Origin of the sequence: Streptosporangium album, assembly GCF_014203795.1 — a bacterium.
In the GTDB taxonomy this organism is placed as follows: Bacteria; Actinomycetota; Actinomycetes; order Streptosporangiales; family Streptosporangiaceae; genus Streptosporangium; species Streptosporangium album.
The window spans coordinates 4,460,335-4,478,139 of record NZ_JACHJU010000001.1 but is presented as its reverse complement, the minus strand read 5'-3'; the positions used below and the strand labels follow the sequence as shown (position 1 = coordinate 4,478,139).

19 protein-coding genes and 2 pseudogenes are annotated in these 17,805 nt (G+C 70.5%); 16 read left to right on the top strand and 5 right to left on the bottom strand.

The genetic code is table 11. The annotated features are described in order from the left end of the window. Positions 1-32 precede the first annotated feature (32 nt). The 7 genes from FHR32_RS21490 (at position 33) to FHR32_RS21460 (ending at position 6,458) form a co-directional block, all read left to right on the top strand. Positions 33-623 carry a TetR/AcrR family transcriptional regulator gene (locus FHR32_RS21490; RefSeq protein WP_312882556.1) on the top strand — a complete coding sequence of 197 codons (591 nt, stop codon included), beginning with the start codon at positions 33-35 and terminating at the stop codon, positions 621-623. Between the two features lie 198 nt (positions 624-821). Further along, the gene (locus tag FHR32_RS21485) at positions 822-2,609 is read left to right on the top strand and encodes a substrate-binding and VWA domain-containing protein (protein WP_184755923.1); all 1,788 of its coding nucleotides are present in this window, start codon (positions 822-824) and stop codon (positions 2,607-2,609) included. A gap of 74 nt (positions 2,610-2,683) precedes the next feature. Continuing rightward, positions 2,684-4,501, top strand: coding sequence for a substrate-binding and VWA domain-containing protein (locus FHR32_RS21480; RefSeq protein ID WP_184755922.1), 1,818 nt, complete (start codon positions 2,684-2,686; stop codon positions 4,499-4,501). Beyond that, the gene (locus FHR32_RS21475) at positions 4,501-5,235 is read left to right on the top strand and encodes a hypothetical protein (protein WP_184755921.1); all 735 of its coding nucleotides are present in this window, start codon (positions 4,501-4,503) and stop codon (positions 5,233-5,235) included. Before FHR32_RS21480 ends, FHR32_RS21475 begins: the two co-directional genes overlap by 1 nt. A 10-nt stretch (positions 5,236-5,245) precedes the next feature. Next, positions 5,246-5,992, top strand: a complete 747-nt coding sequence (locus FHR32_RS21470; RefSeq protein WP_184755920.1) for a PspA/IM30 family protein — start codon at positions 5,246-5,248, stop codon at positions 5,990-5,992. Positions 5,993-6,048: 56 nt separating this feature from the next. Beyond that, a complete protein-coding gene (locus tag FHR32_RS21465) occupies positions 6,049-6,213 on the top strand; it encodes a hypothetical protein (protein WP_221465498.1) in 165 nt (54 codons plus the stop codon). Continuing rightward, positions 6,210-6,458, top strand: a complete 249-nt coding sequence (locus FHR32_RS21460; protein ID WP_221465497.1) for a PIN domain-containing protein — start codon at positions 6,210-6,212, stop codon at positions 6,456-6,458. The genes FHR32_RS21465 and FHR32_RS21460 overlap by 4 nt, the downstream gene beginning before the upstream one ends. A 17-nt stretch (positions 6,459-6,475) precedes the next feature. On the opposite strand, the gene FHR32_RS21455 is transcribed toward FHR32_RS21460, so the two are convergent. Beyond that, positions 6,476-7,000: a cysteine dioxygenase family protein gene (locus FHR32_RS21455; RefSeq protein ID WP_246466254.1), complete on the bottom strand. Its 525-nt coding sequence runs from the start codon at positions 6,998-7,000 to the stop codon at positions 6,476-6,478. A 74-nt stretch (positions 7,001-7,074) separates the two neighbouring features. On the opposite strand from FHR32_RS21455, the gene FHR32_RS21450 reads away from it, so the two are divergent. Both FHR32_RS21450 and FHR32_RS21445 read left to right on the top strand, forming a co-directional pair. Continuing rightward, positions 7,075-7,941 carry a LysR family transcriptional regulator gene (locus FHR32_RS21450; protein ID WP_184755919.1) on the top strand — a complete coding sequence of 289 codons (867 nt, stop codon included), beginning with the start codon at positions 7,075-7,077 and terminating at the stop codon, positions 7,939-7,941. Positions 7,942-8,057: 116 nt separating this feature from the next. After that, positions 8,058-8,702 carry a LysE family translocator gene (locus FHR32_RS21445; RefSeq protein ID WP_184755918.1) on the top strand — a complete coding sequence of 215 codons (645 nt, stop codon included), beginning with the start codon at positions 8,058-8,060 and terminating at the stop codon, positions 8,700-8,702. A gap of 220 nt (positions 8,703-8,922) precedes the next feature. Here FHR32_RS21445 and FHR32_RS47320 read toward each other — a convergent pair. Then, positions 8,923-9,089 (bottom strand): annotated as a pseudogene (locus tag FHR32_RS47320) (zinc ribbon domain-containing protein); the annotation flags it as partial. A 128-nt stretch (positions 9,090-9,217) separates the two neighbouring features. Between FHR32_RS47320 and FHR32_RS21435 the strand changes: the two are divergent. The 6 genes from FHR32_RS21435 to murQ are packed head-to-tail and all read left to right on the top strand — an operon-like array spanning position 9,218 to position 15,990. Beyond that, positions 9,218-11,026 (top strand): ABC transporter substrate-binding protein, encoded by a 1,809-nt coding sequence (locus FHR32_RS21435; protein WP_184755917.1) that lies wholly within the window; start codon positions 9,218-9,220, stop codon positions 11,024-11,026. Continuing rightward, a complete protein-coding gene (locus FHR32_RS21430) occupies positions 11,023-12,090 on the top strand; it encodes an ABC transporter permease (protein ID WP_184755916.1) in 1,068 nt (355 codons plus the stop codon). Before FHR32_RS21435 ends, FHR32_RS21430 begins: the two co-directional genes overlap by 4 nt. Next, positions 12,087-13,016, top strand: coding sequence for an ABC transporter permease (locus FHR32_RS21425; RefSeq protein WP_184755915.1), 930 nt, complete (start codon positions 12,087-12,089; stop codon positions 13,014-13,016). Before FHR32_RS21430 ends, FHR32_RS21425 begins: the two co-directional genes overlap by 4 nt. 4 nt (positions 13,017-13,020) lie before the next feature. Then, positions 13,021-14,034: an ABC transporter ATP-binding protein gene (locus FHR32_RS21420; RefSeq protein WP_184755914.1), complete on the top strand. Its 1,014-nt coding sequence runs from the start codon at positions 13,021-13,023 to the stop codon at positions 14,032-14,034. Then, positions 14,031-15,038 (top strand): ABC transporter ATP-binding protein, encoded by a 1,008-nt coding sequence (locus tag FHR32_RS21415; protein ID WP_184755913.1) that lies wholly within the window; start codon positions 14,031-14,033, stop codon positions 15,036-15,038. Before FHR32_RS21420 ends, FHR32_RS21415 begins: the two co-directional genes overlap by 4 nt. Positions 15,039-15,075: 37 nt before the next feature. After that, entirely contained in the window at positions 15,076-15,990 is a 915-nt protein-coding gene (gene murQ, locus FHR32_RS21410; RefSeq protein ID WP_184755912.1) for an N-acetylmuramic acid 6-phosphate etherase, read from the top strand. Here murQ and FHR32_RS21405 read toward each other — a convergent pair. After that, positions 15,978-16,634, bottom strand: coding sequence for an aldose epimerase family protein (locus tag FHR32_RS21405; protein WP_312882552.1), 657 nt, complete (start codon positions 16,632-16,634; stop codon positions 15,978-15,980). The genes murQ and FHR32_RS21405 overlap by 13 nt on opposite strands. A gap of 70 nt (positions 16,635-16,704) precedes the next feature. Beyond that, positions 16,705-17,109: pseudogene (locus FHR32_RS21400) on the bottom strand (substrate-binding domain-containing protein); the annotation flags it as partial. Here FHR32_RS21400 and FHR32_RS44600 point away from each other — a divergent pair. Further along, positions 17,006-17,566, top strand: a complete 561-nt coding sequence (locus FHR32_RS44600) for a recombinase family protein (RefSeq protein WP_376773377.1) — start codon at positions 17,006-17,008, stop codon at positions 17,564-17,566. The pseudogene FHR32_RS21400 and the gene FHR32_RS44600 overlap by 104 nt on opposite strands. Here the strand turns inward: FHR32_RS44600 and FHR32_RS21390 are convergent. Next, positions 17,563-17,739 carry an STAS domain-containing protein gene (locus tag FHR32_RS21390; RefSeq protein WP_312882669.1) on the bottom strand — a complete coding sequence of 59 codons (177 nt, stop codon included), beginning with the start codon at positions 17,737-17,739 and terminating at the stop codon, positions 17,563-17,565. The genes FHR32_RS44600 and FHR32_RS21390 overlap by 4 nt on opposite strands. Positions 17,740-17,805 lie beyond the last annotated feature (66 nt).

Here is a 17,805-nt window from a genome sequence, read left to right as displayed (position 1 = left end):
CGGAGCGAGACCGGCGGAGGTCCGGGGCGGGCGTGAACACGAAGAAGGGGGACGGCCGCAGGGCCGAGACGAGGCTCAGGCTGTTCACGGCGGCGGTGGAGGTGATCGCGGAGCAGGGATACACCGCCGCCACGGTGGACGCGATCGCCGAACGTGCCGGAGTCGCCAAGGGCACCGTGTTCTACAACTTCGGCAGCAAGGAGGCGCTCTTCGCCGCGCTGCTCGAACACGGGATACAGCGACTGGCCGACGCGCTGGGCGAGGCGGACACCGGGCAGGCCCCGCTGGACGCCCTCGACGCGGTGGTCATGGCACAGCTCCGGTTCTTCGAGGAGTACGGCGCGTTCGCCCGGGTACTGCTGGCCGAGATGTGGCGTACGGCCTGGCAGGACGCGGTGGCCAGGCTGCGCGAGCAGGCACTGGGCGTCTACGCCGGCGTGCTGCGACGGGCCGTGACCGAGGGCGCGATCCGGGACGACCTGGATGTGGAGACGGCGGCGACCGCCGTGTTCGGCATGGTGCTGACCGTCTCGATCGAACGCCGGGCGCTGCGTCCGGACCGCCCGATCGAGCAGCTCCACGCCACCCTCGTCGACCTCCTGCACAGGCGGGTCTCCGGCTGATGCCCACCTCCCCGGGCCGGCACGGGGAGGTGTCCGCTGACGTCACGCACCGGGGATCCGCCGTCGCGCAGTCCGCCCCAAAACGGAGCGCGGCACGTGTTCCGATGCCCCGCTGACCGCGTCCCTCGGCGGGCCGGAGACTCACGGGAAACGGTATACCCCTTGTCCAGGTAATTCGGTTGTTCCTACGATCATCCGGTGTCCTACTCCCCCGCACGTCCTCGCCGGCGGATCCTGCCCTACATCCTCGCCGTGATCCTTGCCATCGCGCTGATCGCCGGCCTGCGCTGGTTCTTCGGCCGGAGCGGGGATGACGGAGGCACGCCCAGCGCCTGCTCGGGTGATTCGGTGACGCTCCGGGTGGCGTCCTCCCAGGACAAGATCGGCATTCTGCGCGAGGTCGCCAAGGACTACAGCGGCCGGACCGTGAGCGGGCGCTGCGCCGAGGTCGTCGTCGACGAGGCCAACTCGGGCACCGCGATGCGGGCGCTGGCCAAGGGGTGGAAGGACACCGACGGCAAGCGGCCGGACGTCTGGTCCCCCGCCGCCTCCGCCTGGGTGACGCTGCTGCGCCAGCAGGCGGGAGGCGCCGACGGCACCGTACCGGTCGCCGACGGCCGGCCGGTCCCGATCGTGACCGCGCCGCTGGTCTTCGCGATGCCCAAGCCGATGGCCGAGGCGCTGGGCTGGCCGGGCAAGGCGATCGGCTGGGCGGAGCTGGCCGAGCTGGCGTCCGACCCGAAGGGGTGGGCGAAGTACGGCCACCCCGAGTGGGGCCAGTTCAAGCTGGGCAAGACCAACCCCAACTTCTCCACCAGCGGCCTGAACGCCACCATCGGCGCCTACTTCGCCGCGACCGGCACCACCTCCGACCTGACCTCGGGCGACGTGGCCAACGACAGGACCCGGAAGTTCGTGCAGGGCGTGGAGCAGTCGATCGTGCACTACGGCGACATCTCCATGACGTTCCTGGGCAACCTGCTGCGCGCGGACGACCGGGGCGAGGCGATGGCCTACATCTCGGCGATCACCGTCGAGGAGAACTCGGTCACCGACTACAACCGGGGCAACCCCTCGGGCGACCCGGCCACCCTGGGCGAGCACGGCCCGCCGCGGACCCCGCTGGTCGCCGTCAACCCCAAGGAGGGCACCCTCTTCTCCGACCACCCCTACGTCCCGCTGACCTGGATGGACCCGGCCCACAAGGCCGTCTCCGACGATTTCCTGACCTACCTGCACAGCGGCCCGGTACAGGCGAAATTCCAGGCGTACGGCTACCGCACCTTCGACGGCAAGGCCGGCCCCCAGGCGGTCGAGAAGAACGGCGTCCTCCCCGACGCGAAGATCACCACGCTCAGCCCGCCCACCCCGGCCGTCCTGGACAAGGTCCTGCAGAGCTGGTCGGAGCTGCGCAAGCGGGCCAACGTGCTGATCGTGGTGGACAAGTCCGGCTCGATGGAGGAGGAGGCGACGGGCACCGGCGAGACCCGTCTGGAGCTGGCCAAGAAGGCGGCGATCAACGCGCTGCCGCAGTTCCGCGCGGACGACAAGGTCGGCCTGTGGGCCTTCTCCACCAGGCAGGACGGCGACCTGGACTACCGGGAACTGGTCCCGATCGACACGGTGGCGCGGTCCGGCGACGCGCTCCGCGACCAGCTCAACGGGCTGACGGTGGGAGGCGGGACCGGGCTCTACGACACCACGCTGGCGGCCGTCGAGCGGATGCGCGGAGCCAGGGACAGCGGGGCGATCAACGCGGTGGTCTTCCTCACCGACGGCAAGAACGAGAAGACCGGCGGAAGCGATCTGGACAACCTGCTCCGCAAGCTCAACCCCGACGTGCGCCTGTTCACCATCGGCTACGGCGAGGGCGCCGACCAGAACGTGCTCAAGAAGATCGCCGAGGCGACCGACGGAGCCGCCTACGACTCCTCCCGGCCGGACACCATCGACCAGGTCTTCACCAGCGTGATCTCCAACTTCTGAACACGGTCCCGTAGCGGCGAACTCTGGCGGGGGCTCGTTCGTCGGATAAGTACTGACACCACCGGGAGGCCGGGTTGTACGAGCAGCCGCAGCGACGGCGCAGGAACTTCGCTCCGTTCGTCATCGCGATCATTCTCGCCGGAGCGCTGATCGTCGGTCTGCGGCTGTACGTCGGGAGCAACGAGCCGTCCCGGCCACGGGGCGCGGAACAGACCAAGGCCTGCGGCGACGGCGGGATCGCCCTGACCGTGGCCGCGTCGTCGGAGAAGGCGGAGCTCCTCCGGGAGATCGCGGCCGGCTACAACGGCCGGGAGGTCGGCGGGCGCTGCGCCGACGTCGTCGTCGAGACCAAGGCCAGCGGCGGCGCGATGCAGGCGCTGGCCCGGGGCTGGGACGAGCGTCAGGACGGGCCCCGGCCGGACGTCTGGTCGCCGGCCAGCAGCGGCTGGGTCACCCTGCTCCAGCAGCGTGCCGCCGGGAACGACACCGGCTCCCTGGTCGCGCCGGACAACCCGTCGATCGCCAAGACGCCCCTGGTCATCGCGATGCCCAAGCCGATGGCCGAGGCGCTGGGCTGGCCGGGCAAGAAGCTCGGCTGGTCCGACCTGCTCGACCTGTCGGCCGGGTCCTGGGCCAAGTACGATCATCCGGAGTGGGGCCGGTTCCGGCTGGGGAAGACCAACCCCAACTTCTCCACCAGCGGCCTGAACGCCACCGTCGGCGCCTACTTCGCCGCCACCGGCCTGTCGGGCGACCTGTCGGAGAAGAACGTGGCCGACCCCAAGGCCCGGGAGTTCGTGCGGGGTGTGGAACGCACGATCGTGCACTACGGCGACACGACGCTGACGTTCCTGTCGAACCTGCAGCGGGCGGACGACGCTGGGGCGGGCCTGAGTTACATCTCCGCGGTGGCCGTGGAGGAGAAGTCGGTCTGGGACTACAACCAGGGCAACCCGACGGGTGACCCCGGCACCCTGGGCAAGCACGGCAAGCCGAAGGTGCCGCTGGTGGCGATCTACCCCAAAGAGGGCACTCTCTACTCCGACAACCCCTACGCTGTGCTGACCGCGCCGTGGGTGGACGACGCCAAGCGCAAGGTGGCCGCCGATTTCCTGGCCTACCTTCAGGCTCCGGAGCAGCAGAACCGGTTCGCCGACTCCGCCTTCCGGTCGTACGAGGGGAAGGCGGGCAAGCTGATCACCAAGGCGAACGGCCTGCTCCCCGCCGGACCGGAGACGACGCTCAGCCCGCCCGCCCCCAACGTGCTGGACAAGGTGCTCTCCAGCTGGTCCGACCTGCGCAAGCCCGCGAACGTGCTCATGGTGATCGACGTCTCCGGCTCGATGGGCGCCGACGTGCCCGGCACCGGCGGGAGCAAGCTGGACCTGGCCAAGCAGGCCGCGGTCAACGCGCTTCCCCAGTTCGGCCCGCACGACAAGGTCGGGCTGTGGATGTTCTCCACCAAGCGGGACGGCGACAAGGACTACCTGGAGCTGGCCTCGATGAACACCGTGAACGACGCCCAGCGCAAGAGACTGAAGGCCAAGATCAACGGCCTGACCCCTGACGGTGGGACCGGTCTCTACGACACCTCGCTCGCCGCCTACCGGCATGTGCGCGACCGGCACAGCGGCGACGCGATCAACGCGGTGGTCTTCCTGACCGACGGCAAGAACGAGGACACCAACAGCGTCTCGCTGAAGAACCTCCTGCCCGATCTGCGTGCCGAGTCGGCCGAGGAGTCGGTGCGGATGTTCACGATCGCCTATGGTCAGGACGCCGATCTCGGCGTGCTCAGGCAGATCTCCGAGGCGACCGACGCGGCCGCCTACGACTCCCGGAAGCCCGGAAGTATCGACCAGGTGTTCACCGCGGTGGTATCCAACTTCTGATGTCCCGATTTTTCGATGAATTACGTGATCCCTGGGGTCTGCTGCTCGGTGCGACCGCCGGGGGCGCCGCATGGGCCGTCAGCGTGCACCCGGCCGCCGCCGGGGTCGTCGGAGTCGCCGTCTGGCTGGCCAAGGCGGCCACCGCCGCGGTCCAGGGGCGGGGCGACGGCCGTACCGCTCCGGTCGTCACCCCGGGCAGCCAGGAGGCCTCCTGGCTGCGACGGGCCGGCGCGGCCGCGCACGGCTTCGGCGAGCTGAGCGCCTCCATGGGGCACGGCCCGCTGGCCGAGCGGATCGCACTGATGCGCCCGCAGGTGGACGACTCGACGGCCACGCTGGAACGCCTGGCCGAGCAGGCCTCGCTGACCGGTACCGCGCTCGCCCGGTTCGACCTCGACCGGCTCCGCCAGGAGCACGCGCGGCTGACACGCGCCCGGAGGGGAGCCAGACAGGAGCTGGTCGGTGACATCGACCGCGCTCTCGCCTCGCTGGCCTCCCAGCAGGCCGTGACCGACCGGCTCTCCGAGACCAGGGAGCGGGTGCTCGCCCGGATGGAGTCGAGCACGATCAGCATCGAGGAGCTCGTCGCCCGGGTGGTGGAGCTGTCGGCGATGTCGGCGACCGGGGCCCTGGAGCCGGCCCGGGTGCTCGACGAGCTCGCGGACAACCTCGAAGGGGTCCGCCAGGGCCTGCACGAAACCGAACAGATCACTCGCGACGCGCTGGATCGCTAAGGAGCCCCCCATGTTCAAGGTCATCCGCCGGGCCTGGCGCTACCTGGTCTTCGCCCTGTCGGGCCGGCTGGACGAGCTGGCCGACCCCCGGGTCCAGATCGAGCAGGCCATCCAGGAGGCCAAGGAGCAGCACCAGCGGCTCTCCCAGCAGGCCGCCGCGGTCATCGGCAACGAGCGCGAACTGGAGATGAAACTCACCCGCTCGCTGGAGGAGGCCGAGAAGCTCCAGGCGAACGCCCGCCAGGCCGTCCTGCTGGCCGAGCAGGCGAGGACCGCGGGCGACGAGCGCAAGGCGCTGTCCTACGAGGACTCGGCCCGCGCCTTCGCCTCCCGGCTGGTGGCGGCCGAGACCGCGATGCAGGACGCCCAGCTCATGCACGAGCGGGCCAGGCAGTCCTCGGCCCAGGCCCGCGCGGCGGTCGAGAACAACGCCATGGCCCTGCAGAAGAAGATCGCCGAGCGGATGCGACTGCTCTCCCAGCTCGACCAGGCCAAGATGCAGGAGCAGCTCAACAAGGCCATGGGCGACCTATCCGGGCTCACCCCCGCCGGGGACACCCCGACCATGGACCAGGTCCGCGAGAAGATCGAGAAGCGCTACGCCCGCGCCCTCGGTGAGGCCGAGCTGACCTCCAACTCGGTGGAGGCCCGGATGATCGAGGTCGAGCGCGCCGCCATCGACGTCGAGGGCGCCGCCCGCCTGGAGGCCATCAAGGAGAGCCTCAACCGGGACAGGAAGCCCGGGATCGAAGGCTGATCCGGTGGTTCCGGGCCCGCCCGGGACACGGGTTCCAGGCGTACGGCGGGCGCCGCGTGGTCGGGGCCCTGCCGTACGGGAGCGACCTGCCGTGCCGTGACTCGCCGCGCCCCAGGAAGGCCCGGACACTGCCCGTCTTCGACAGCGGACGCCCACTGACCGCCGAAGCCATGGACGACGTCCTGTACGAACACATCAAAGAGCGGGCGGCGCGGCGTTGATAATCGTCGCCGACACCTCCGCTCTTTACGCCGCGTTCGACAGAGCACAGCCCGAGCACCGCAGCGCCGCGGAGATCGTCGAGCACGAAGGACTGCGACTGGACCTGGCGGACGCGGTGGGCGTGGTCCTTGCGGACCGGTACAGGACCAACCGCATCCTCACTCTCGACCAGCGCGACTTCCGGGCGATCGAGCCCCTGACCCACGGGCTCACCGCATTTCACATCCTGCCGGCTGACCGCTGACCGGCCGGGCCCGAAGCTCAGCGGACGGGCAGGTCGTAGACGCGGCGGACGCTGCTCGGAGCGGCGCCGAGGTCGGCGCCGTAGATGTGCAGGGAGATCGCCGTGCCGTCGCCGATGTTGCGCACCCGGTGGATGTCTCCGGGTGGGGCGAAGCCGCTGACCTCCCCCACCTGGCCGGCCGTCCGGCCGATCTCCGTAAGGTGGTCGCCGTCGAGGCGGTAGAGCGTCTCGTACTCGACCCCCTGCAGGACCCCGAACGCGCACCACGCGATGTGGTCGTGGATCACGGTCTCCTGGCCGGGCCGCCAGACCACGGCGAGGATCGAGAAGGCCGCCTCGGTGTGGAGGGTGTGGCCGACGTAGTGGGCGGGGTCTCCGAGGCGTTCCTCCCCGGTGAGGATCGCCGGAGAGGGAAGCCGCGCACGCAGCAGATCGGCCACGGCGAAGGCCGTCGTCCTCGGAGTGGCGGACCGGCCGGTCAGCTCCCGGACCCCCGTGACCAGTTCCGCCAGACCGGGGCGGGTGAGTGACATGGTTTCCATATGTCAAGGGTGCGCCGGACCATCCATAACGTCTAATGCCTATCCTCCCGCTTATTCATAGATAACCTTGATACATGCTCGATGTCGTACGGCTCCGCGTGCTCGCCGCCGTCGCCCGGCACGGATCGGTCACCGCGGCGGCCAGGGAGCTGCACTACTCCCAGCCCTCGGTCAGCCACCACCTGGCCAAGCTTGAGGCCGAGACCGGGGCCAAGCTGATCCAGCGGGTGGGCCGGGGCATCCGGCTCACCGAGGCGGGCCGGATGCTGGCCGAACGGGCCACCGAGATCGTCGGGCGCATCGACTCCGCCTCCGCCGAGCTCTCCGCGCACGTGGGGCTGCGCGCGGGCCGGGCCCGGCTGGCCGCCTTCCCCTCGGCCCTGAGCACGTTCGTTCCGGAGGCCGCCGCCCTGCTCGCCAGGGACCACCCCGGCCTGGAGCTGCGCCTGACCGAGACCGAACCGCCCGAGGCCCTGCGCATGCTCCGCGCCGGCTACGTGGACGTGGCCGTCGTCTTCCGTTACGACGACACGGAGCCGGAGGACGACGGCATCCGGCTGCTTCACCTGATGGACGACCCCAGCTACCTGGTCACCTCCGGCCGGGCCGGCACCCTCGCGTCACACCGCGACAGCCGCTGGATCGGGGGCTGCGACCGGTGCCGGAGCCACCTGCTCGACCTGTGCGCCCGGGCCGGATTCGAGCCGGAGATCTGCTTCACCAGCGACGACATCGTCGCCGTCCAGTCCCTGGTGGCGGCGGGGATCGGCGTGACGACCCTGCCCGGCCTCGCCCTGCGGGCGCACCGCCACCCGGAGGTCAACGTGGTCGAACTGCCCGGCTCGATCCGCCAGGTCTGCGCCGCCACCTACGGCGGGCCCCCCGTCCCCCCGGCGGCCACCGCCCTGCTGACCGCCCTGACCTCGGCGATCCACCCGTAGGCGGCCCCTGCTCCGCCGACGCCGTGCCGATCTCCGCGCTCCCCTGCGGGTGCCCCCGAAGGGTCCGCACGGAAAACCCGGAGCAGGCAGAGGTCGGGTGAGCCTACGATCCTGACATGCCGGATCTGACGACACTTGCCCTGTTCGCCGCCGCGACGCTCGCCCTGCTGCTCGTACCGGGCCCCGCGGTGCTCTACATCGTGACCCGCAGCGTCGCCCAGGGCCGCGGCGCCGGGCTGGTGTCCGTGCTGGGCATCCACCTCGGCTCCATGGTCCACGTGGCCGCCGCCGCCCTCGGCGTCAGCGCCCTGCTGGCCGCCTCGGCGACCGCGTTCGCCGTGGTCAAGTACGCGGGCGCGGCCTACCTGATCTGGCTGGGCGTCCGGAAGCTGATGGCCCGCCCGGACGACACCGAGGTCGCCGAGCCGGTGGTCGCGACCCGGTCCCGGATGTTCTGGGAGGGCTTCGTGGTCAACGTGCTCAACCCGAAGACCGCGATCTTCTTCCTGGCCTTCCTGCCGCACTTCACCGACCCTTCCCGGGGCCCGATCGCCCCGCAGATCCTGCTGCTGGGCATGGTCTGGATCGCGCTCGGCATGGCCAGCGACGGCGCCTTCGCGCTGCTCGCCTCGGCCATGGCCGGCCGGCTGCGCCGCTCCGCCCGCGCCCGCCGCCGCCTGGACGTCACCAGCGGCATGGTCTACCTCGGTCTGGGCGCCGTGGCCGCGTTCACCGGTGAGAGCGCCGCAGCCAAGGCATAACCGCCTCCAGCCGATCGAAACGGGTGCCCCATGGGCACCCGTTTTTACGTTTCCGCAGGTAGAAGGGTTGGTAAAGAATAACTCCACCGTTGACTCTTTACGTGAAAAAAATTGACTACGCCGCTAAGTGGCACGTATCGTCCAGGCAATCGGGGACCAGGAGAAGCCTTTGACTTCCTCCCCACGGCTGAAGCCGGGGGATTCCCACCCTCACAGGTCGGATTTCCTGCTTCACCGCCAGTCGCCCGCCAGGAGGACTCTCCCTTGAGGTCTTACACCGGCTTCACAGGCGTTTCACCTCTCCGCCGGCCCGGCGGCGAGGATGTTCTTCGCCGCGTTCACGTCCCGATCACGGGTCGCGCCGCAGGCGCACACCCATTCCCGGACGATCGAGGTGGTGAGCCGGTGCAGATGGTCACGGCGCCGGTCACCGATCCGGGCGTGCACCCGGCGGCGCTGTGCCGCGTTTCCTTCCCAGGGCTGAAGCCCGGGGTCTCCACGCTCAAGGAGATTCGATGAAGCGACTCACGGCGATCATGGCCCTGGCATCACTCGTGACCGCCACGGCATGCGGCACCACCGGGAAGACGGAGACCGCCCAATCGGGCGGCGTCTACACCACGATCGACGGCACCAAGCAGATCAACGCCAGCGCGCCGACCAACCCGTTCAACCCCGTGGGATCGGTTTTCAACGGCTACAACGGGATGGCGCTGGCCTGGCCCAAGAACGACCCAACCGATCCCAACCAGTTCTATCCGGCGATCGCCAGAAGTTGGACGGTCGCCCCTGACGGGTCAGCGGTCGTCATCCGCCTGCAGCCGAACGCGAAGTGGTCGGATGGCAAGCCGGTGACCAGCGAGGACATTCGAGTGTCGATCGGGCTCGCCTACAGCCAGGGGGGTACGGCGTACGCGCTCGACCCGAAGGCGGCGGGCGCGGCGGCCAAGATCCAGGTTCTCGACGAGAAGACCATCAAGGTCACGCAGGGTGCGAACCACAGCGAGATGTTCCTCAACAACCTGCTGTCCACCGTGGTCGTGCCCGCCCATGTCTTCGGCCCGCTGCTGCCTCCTGACTTCTGGAAGACACTCAAGATCGCACAGGGGGCGGACGGCTCCGCCTCCGAGCGCGCGAAGTCCGTGATCACCGGGATGGCCGACAAGGTCATCGCCTTCCGGCCGCCACAGGACGTCTCCGCCGGGCCGTTCGTGCTGGAGCGGGTGAATCCGGGCGCGGCGCTCCTGAAGAGGAACCCCTACTTCTACGACAGCGCCGCCGTCGTACCGGACAAGGTCAAGATCCTCAACTACACCAGCAACGAGCAGATCTGGAACTACCTGATCGCCGGGAAGCTCGACAACGCGCCGTTCACCTCGGTGCCCACCGCCGTCATGGACCGTATCCGCCAGACCGGTGGCAGCCGGATCGTCAGGGGCTACTCGCCCGTGGTCACGTCGCTGGCGTTCAACCAGGCGCGCAAGCCGTACGACAACGTGCACGTGCGGCGGGCGCTGGCCTATCTGATCGACCGCCGCCAGGTCACGAAGGTCGCCTCACCGGAGGGTGGCACCCCGGCGGCGACCACGTCGGGCATTCACGCCAAGGCGGCGAAGGCCTGGCTGGGCGAGGGGTTCGACAGCCTCGCCCCCTACGGGCTCGACCCGGCGAAAGCCGCGGCGGAGCTGAAGGCCGCGGGCATGACGCGGCGGGGCGGCATGTGGGCCATGCCGGACGGGACGCCGTGGAAGGTCGAGATCCACGTGCCCGCGTCGTTCTCCGACTGGGTCTCGGCGGCCCAGTCGATCAGCAGCCAGCTCAACGACCACGGGATCGACGCGAAGGTGATCACCGCGGCCGACTACACCCTCTACCTGGGTGACCTCGCGGCGGGCAAGTATGGGATCGGGTTCTGGCTGATGGGCCTCGGACCGGCACCGTACAACATCTACCAGCGCCTGTTCGGACAGGCGAACGGCTGGCAGATGTTCGGCGGCCGGCTGAAGCACGTGGCGCCGGGCACCCAGGGCAACTGGATGGGCGGCCCCGAGACCGCCGAGGTCGCCGGCATGGGCCGGATCAACCCCGGCGAGCTGACCGCCAGGCTCAACTACGCCTCGCCGGACGAGCAGAAGCGGATCGTCGGCACTCTCGCCAAGGTCGCGAACGAGCAGCTCCCGGTCATCCAGCTCTGGGACTACGTCAACGCCCAGTTCGTGAACACCTCCCGGTACACGGCCTTCCCCCCGGACGACAGTGAAGCGCTACGACTGTCGTCCGGCGTGTGGATGCAGCTCGGAATGATCAAAAGGAGGCAGGCATGACCCTTGCGATCAGAAGCCGTCCCCCGGGAGGCGCGGTCGCCCGTAGGCGCCGCCTTCCGGGAGGCGCGGTCACCCGGCGGGTGGCGGGCCACCTGGTCCGCGGCCTGGTCATGATCTGGGTCGTCGCCACGATCAGCTTCGTCATCATCCGGGAGATCCCCGGCGACCCCGTCGCCGGGCAGTACGAGAGCCTGATTCAGAAGGGCATGTCGCCCGAGCAGGCCGAACGGGCCGCGGCCGTGCTGTACGGCTTCCTGCCGACCGGCAGCCTGTGGGAGCAGTACGTCGGATACATGGGCTCGCTGCTCCACCTCGACCTCGGGCAGTCGCTCAGCACGCCTGGTGTCCCGGTGACGACGCTGATCGGCGCGGCGGCCCGGTGGACCGTGCTCCCCGTCCTGGCGGGCACCCTGCTGAGCTTCCTGCTCGGCGTCGTCATGGGCGTCTACGCGGCGATCAAACGGTCGGGGAAGCTGGGCGACGCGCTCGCCCTGTCCGGTTCGCTGCTCCACGGCGTCCCGGTGTACGTCATCGGGCTCCTGCTAACAGCGATCTTCGCGACGCTGTGGCCGATCATGCCGTCCGGCGGCCCGGTGGAGATCGAGGCCGTTCCCGGCCTCAACGCGGGATACGTCGGTTCGCTGGTGCACCACGCCGTGCTGCCGGTCGTGACGTACACGCTGGCGAGCTACGGCGGGTGGATCCTGGCGATGAAGTCGAACGTGGTCGCCGTACTCGGTGACGACTTCATCCTCGCGGCCGAACTCCGCGGGCTCAGGCGCGGCGTCGTCTTCCGCTACCTGGCCCGCAACGCGATCCTCCCGCTGTTCACGGTCCTCGCCCTGTCGATCGGCATGCTCTTCGGCGGATCGATCTTCATCGAGGAGATCTTCAACTATCCGGGGCTCGGGCTGCTGCTCGTCAACAGCATCAGCACCCGCGACTACGCACTGATGGGCGGCACGTTCCTGGTGATCACCGTGGGCATCGTCGTGGCCAACATCGCCGCCGACCTGCTCTACACCGCGATCGACCCGCGGGTCAGAAGTGGAGGATCGGCATGACCGTGATCGCCGGCCCCGGAGAGGCGGTGGTCCCCCGGACCGCCGCCGGGACCACGCGCGCGACGCTGCGGCGCAACTTCTGGCGCGGCGTGTGGCGGGTGATGCGCCGCAAGCCGAGCCGGATGGCCGGCGTCGCCATCATCGCCCTGTTCGCCGTCATGGGGGCCTTCGGCCCCCTTCTCTACCCCGCGCACCTGCCCCGGGACAACGGCGCCCTCTACGCGCCCCCGAGCTGGGCGCACCCCCTCGGCACGGATTTCGAGGGCACCGACGTGCTCGCGCTCGTCATCACCGGCGCGCGGTACGTCCTGCTCACCGGCCTCGCCACCGCGGTCATCACGGTGGCCCTGGGCACCGCCATCGGGCTGTTCTCCGGATTCCGGCGCGGACGGTGGGACACGCTGCTCATGCGGATCACCGACATGAACCTGGCCATCCCCGGTCTGCCGCTGCTGCTCGTGCTCTCCACCGTGTGGAAATTCACGAGCCCCCTGGAGATGGGGCTCGTGCTCGGGCTCCTCGGCTGGGGCGGGGTGGCGCGTGCCGTACGGTCCCAGACGCTCTCCCTGCGGGAGCGGGGGTTCATCGAGGCCGCCAGGGGGCTGGGCCTGCCGACGACCCACATCATCGGGCGTGAGCTGCTGCCCGGGATGGCGCCCTACATCGCGATGAACATGCTCATCGCCGTGACCGGGGCCGTCTACGCGCAGGTGGGCCTGTTCTTCCTGGGCGTCCTGCCGTTCGACGCCAACAACTGGGGCGTGATGCTGAACTTCGCGGTCTTCAACGGCGGGGCGCTCACGACCCCCGCCGCGCTGCCGTATCTGCTGGCCCCGCTGATCGCGATCCTGCTGCTGACGCTGGGCATCGTGCTCCTCATCGACGCGATGGACGAGATCTTCAACCCCCGGCTGCGGGAGGAATAACCAGATGACCACCGACTCCACGGCACCCGGCGTGCGCATCCGCGACCTCACCGTCGTCTACAAGACCCCGGCGGGCGAGCTGCCCGCCGTCTCCGGCGTCGACCTGACCCTCACCCCCGGGACGATCACCGGCATCGTCGGCGAGTCCGGCTCCGGCAAGTCCACGCTGGCGCTCTCCCTGCTCAACGCCGTCCAGCCGCCGGGCAGGATCGCGAAGGGCAGCGTCGAGATCGACGGCCTGGGGGACGTCCTGACGCTCGGCGGCGAGGACCTCCGGCGGGCCCGCGGACGGCAGGTCGGATACGTCTTCCAGGCCGCGCAGAACTCGCTCAACCCGCTCAAGAGCATCGGCAAGCAGCTCCTCGACCTCGGCCGATCGCACGACGTGGCCGACCTGCGGGCTCTCGTACGCGACGCGAAGGACCTGCTGGCCCGGATGGGCATGGACGGCGCCCGCGTGCTCGACTCCCACCAGCACGAGCTGTCGGGGGGCATGCGCCAGCGGGTGGGCATCATGCTCGCACTGGCCCTCAACGCCAAGGTGGTCGTCCTCGACGAACCGACCACGGCCCTCGACATGATCACGCAGGCGACGATCCTGCGGATCATCCGGGAGATCCACGAGGAGCGGTCGCTCACCACCCTCATCATCACCCACGACGTCGGCGCGGTGGCCGAGGTCGCCGACGACCTCGCCGTGATGTACGGCGGGCGCGTGGTCGAGCACGGCCCGATCAACGAGGTGATCGGCGCGCCCGCGCACCCCTACACCCGGGGCCTCATCCGGGCGATCCCCCGCCTGTCGGGTGACATCTCGCTGGCCCGGGCACTGCCGGGACGGCCTCCCACGCTCGGGACCCTCCCGGTCGCCGGGTGCGTGTTCCGCGAGCGGTGCGACACGCGCATGGAGGTCTGCGAGACGGCCGAGCCCGCCGCTGTCGTCCGCGGTGGGAGGACCGCCGCCTGCCACGCGCTGGAACACTCACCCGCGCCGGTGAGACGGAAGGAGTACGCGTGATCACGGGAAACGGGATCACCAGGACGTTCAAGCAGCGCGGAGGCGTCCTCGGCAGTCGTGAGGTGCCGGCCCTGCGGGGTGTGGACTTCGCCATCGGCCGGGGCGGCGCCGTGTCGTTCATCGGCGAGTCCGGCTGCGGCAAGACCACGCTCGGCCGGATCCTCGCCGGGCTGGAGACCTACGACTCCGGCGATCTCGTCATCAACGGCACGTCGATGTCCGGGCTGAGCCACCGCCGGCGGCAGCCGTACTTCCGGGCGATCCAGCTCATCCATCAGGACCCGTACTCGGCGCTCAACCCCACCCGCACGATCCACCAGACGCTGGCGGCGCCGCTGGCCCTGCGGGCCGGGCAGACCGGCCGCCCGAGGTCGTGGACCGACGAGCGGGCGGAGGAGCTGCTCGCCCTGGTGGGCCTCGACCCGGGGTACGTGCTGCCGCGCTACCCCCACCAGCTCTCCGGAGGCATGCGGCAGCGCGTGGTGATCGCCCGCGCGCTCACGGTGGACCCCGAGATGCTCGTCGCCGACGAGGCCGTCTCGATGATCGACGTGTCGATGCGCCTCGGCATCCTCGCGCTGCTGAAGGACCTGCGCGAGCGGCTGGGCGTGAGCGTGCTGTTCATCACCCACGACATCGCCACCGCACGGTACATCGGGGAGGGCGGCGAGGTCTACGTGCTCTACCGCGGCCAGGTCGTCGAGCAGGGGCCGACCGAGACGATCATCGCCGATCCGGTGCATCCCTACACCCAGTCGCTGCTGTCGGCGATCCCCGTCCTGCACGGGCTGGAGCGGCCCGGAGCCGAGCGGGTCGTCCCCGTCGAGGCCGCCGGCGGGGGGCAGGCCGGTGCGGGCTGCCTGTTCGCGGACAGGTGCCCGTTCAGCACCGAGCGCTGCCGGAGCGAGACTCCCGTCCTGGGCCGCGACGGAGACACCGTGCAGCGGCACGCGTGCTTCCACCCCCGGCGACGGAGCGTGATCCCCCTGGGGGTGGGCGCGTGACCGGACGTCCCTTCGCACCATGGAACCGTGAGGAAACATGACACAGTCACTCGCCGCCCTGGCCACGGAGAGGAGCGACCCCCGCTACAGCGGGATCGACACGCTCCCGACAGAGGAGATCGTGCGGCTGATGAACGCGGCCGACGTCGCCGTGCCGGTGGCGGTGGCCGCAGCCGGTCCGGCGATCTCCACCGCGATCGACGGCGTCGCCGGGCGGGTGGCCTCCGGCGGCCGGCTGCTCTACGTGGGCGCCGGCACGTCGGGGCGGCTCGCGGTGCTCGACGCCTCGGAGTGCCCGCCGACCTTCGGCACCGCCCCCGACCTGGTGCAGGGCATCATCGCGGGCGGCGACGCCGCGCTCGTCCGGGCGGTCGAGGGCGCGGAGGACGACGCGGAGGCGGGTGCCGCCGTGATCCGCGCCAGAGGCGTCGGCCCCATGGACTCCGTGGTGGGGATCTCCGCGAGTGGGCAGGCGCCGTACGTCGTCGCCGCGGTGGCCGAGGCACGCCGTCGCGGGGCGCTGACCGTGGGGCTGGTGTGCAACACCGGCACCCCGCTGGCGGCCGAGGCCGAGCACGCGATCGAGGTCATCGTCGGGCCGGAGGTGGTCACCGGGTCGACGCGGCTGAAGGCCGGCACGGCCCAGAAGCTGGTACTCAACATGATCTCCACGGTCACGATGATCAGGTGCGGGCGGACGTACGGGAACCGCATGATCGAGGTGTCGGCGAGCAACGCGAAGCTCGCCGACCGGGCGGTCCGCATGGTCGCCGAGATCACGGGCGCCGACGACCTCGTCGCCGCCGACGCCCTGCGGGGGGCGGGGAACGACGTGAAGACCGCCGTCGTGATGATCGAACGCGGCCTCGGCGCGGACGGCGCGCGGTCGCTGCTCGCGGCGCACGGCGGCCGGCTGGGCGACGCCCTGCGGCGCGACGGTCAGGACGCCTGAGGCCGGGCCGTGACGGGGAAGCGGTAGACCGTCGAGGAGGCGAACTCCTCGCCGGGGCGCAGGACCGTCGACGGGAAGTCCTCCCGGTTGGGCGAGTCGGGGAAGTGCTGGGTCTCCAGGCAGAGGCCGGCGTGCCTGCCGTAGGCGGTGGCGACGCCGTCCAGGAGGTTGCCCGTGTAGAACTGCACCCCCGGCTCGGTGGTGGTGACCTCCATGACACGGCCGCTGACCGGCTCGACGACCTCGATGCCGCCGCGCAGGACGTAGCAGTGGTCGTAGCCGCCGCCCAGCAGGGGGTCGGCGATACGGTCGCCGACGGCGCGGGGGACGGTGAAGTCGAGCGGCGTGCCCGCGACCGGGGCGAGCTCCCCCGTCGGGATCTGCGTGGCGTCGACCGGCAGGTAACGGCCGGCGTCGATGCGGACCACGTGCCCGAGGACGTCGCCGCTCCCGGCGAGGTTGGAGTAGGAGTGGTTGGTCAGGTTCAGCACGGCCGGCGCGTCGGTGGTCGCGCGGTAGTCCAGCCGGAGCGCGTCCTCGGTCAGTGTGTAGGTGAGCGAGACGGTCAGCGTGCCCGGATAGCCCTCCTCCCCGTCGGCGCTCACGTACTCCGGCGTCACCGCCGAACCGGAGACCGCGGCCACCTGCCACGCCCGGCTGGAGAAGCCGCCCGGACACGATGTCGTCGACGCCGACCACGCTGACGTCGCCGGGGACGCGCACGCCGCGCTCGTAGAGCCCCTCGATGAGCCCGATCGCGACCAGGTCGTTGTAGGCGAGCACGCCGGTCGCCCCGGAGGCGACCACCTCGGCGGCGACCGCCAGGCCGCCCCGCTCGGTGGGGGCGTTGGGCCCGAGGATGACCAGGTCGACGCCGTCCATCGCGGCGGCGGCCGCGCGCATCTCCCCGCTGGTCCACGAGCCGCTCGGCCCGGAGACCAGGGCGATCCTGCGGTGGCCCAGCAGGACCAGGTGCTCGATGGCGAGCCGGGCTCCCTGGCCGACGTCCATCAGTATGGTCGGCATGCCCTTGACCCGCCGGTTCACCACGACGAACGGCACGTCGGCGTGGAGCCGCTCGATGGCCCGGTTGGACAGTCGCGGGCTGCACAGCAGCACGCCGTCGACCTGCTTGGTGAGGGTCTGGATCAGCTCCTCCTCCACCTGCGGGTCCTCAGCCGCCGAGCTGTTGGCGATCGCCGAGGAACTGCGCCATCACGACATCGAGCTGGAGCTGCTGAACGGACCGCTGCAGGGCCTCTACAACCCGTCGGGGCACGGCGCGGCGTTGTTCGCCTTCTTCGCCGGTATGGCCGAATCCGAACGGGAGTATGTGCGAGAGAAGTCGCTGGAAGGCCAGGCTTCGGCCCGCGAGCGCGGCCGCCACGGCGGCCGGCCCAAGGTCTTCGACGACGACATGCTCGCCTACGCGCGCTCCCTGCGGGAGCGGGGCGTGCCGGTGCCCGACATCGCGGCCAAGCTGGTCATCCCCACGGGCAAGAACAAAGGACGCCACCCCTCGGTGGCCAGCGTCCATCGGATGCTGGCCGAAAGCGGCGGAACTGATGCCAATTAGAGCGCGGGCGTCGCGCCGGCCAGCGCCTGCTCCAGCAGCACCCGCAGGCCGGAGCTGTCGATGAAAGTCAGAGCGGTCAGGTCCAGCACCAGCGGGCGGGCGGCATCGAGATGGACGGTGGTGACGTAGCAGGCGAGCGCGGCGGTGTTGGTGGCATCCAGCTCGCCGGCGATGCTGAGCAGGGTGCCGCCGCCGACTGTCCAGGAGCAGGGGCGTCATGGCGTGCTGGCCGCCGAACG

Excerpts from the sequence above, each read along its gene's own strand:
- FHR32_RS21475 (WP_184755921.1), top strand. The coding sequence starts at position 4,501 with ATGTCCCGATTTTTCGATGAATTACGTGATCCCTGGGGTCTGCTGCTC.
- FHR32_RS21470 (WP_184755920.1), top strand. The coding sequence starts at position 5,246 with ATGTTCAAGGTCATCCGCCGGGCCTGGCGCTACCTGGTCTTCGCCCTG.
- FHR32_RS21455 (WP_246466254.1), bottom strand. The coding sequence starts at position 7,000 with ATGGAAACCATGTCACTCACCCGCCCCGGTCTGGCGGAACTGGTCACG.
- FHR32_RS21450 (WP_184755919.1), top strand. The coding sequence starts at position 7,075 with ATGCTCGATGTCGTACGGCTCCGCGTGCTCGCCGCCGTCGCCCGGCAC.
- FHR32_RS21445 (WP_184755918.1), top strand. The coding sequence starts at position 8,058 with ATGCCGGATCTGACGACACTTGCCCTGTTCGCCGCCGCGACGCTCGCC.
- FHR32_RS21435 (WP_184755917.1), top strand. The coding sequence starts at position 9,218 with ATGAAGCGACTCACGGCGATCATGGCCCTGGCATCACTCGTGACCGCC.
- FHR32_RS21430 (WP_184755916.1), top strand. The coding sequence starts at position 11,023 with ATGACCCTTGCGATCAGAAGCCGTCCCCCGGGAGGCGCGGTCGCCCGT.
- FHR32_RS21425 (WP_184755915.1), top strand. The coding sequence starts at position 12,087 with ATGACCGTGATCGCCGGCCCCGGAGAGGCGGTGGTCCCCCGGACCGCC.
- FHR32_RS21420 (WP_184755914.1), top strand. The coding sequence starts at position 13,021 with ATGACCACCGACTCCACGGCACCCGGCGTGCGCATCCGCGACCTCACC.
- murQ (WP_184755912.1), top strand. The coding sequence starts at position 15,076 with ATGACACAGTCACTCGCCGCCCTGGCCACGGAGAGGAGCGACCCCCGC.
- FHR32_RS44600 (WP_376773377.1), top strand. The coding sequence starts at position 17,006 with ATGGTCGGCATGCCCTTGACCCGCCGGTTCACCACGACGAACGGCACG.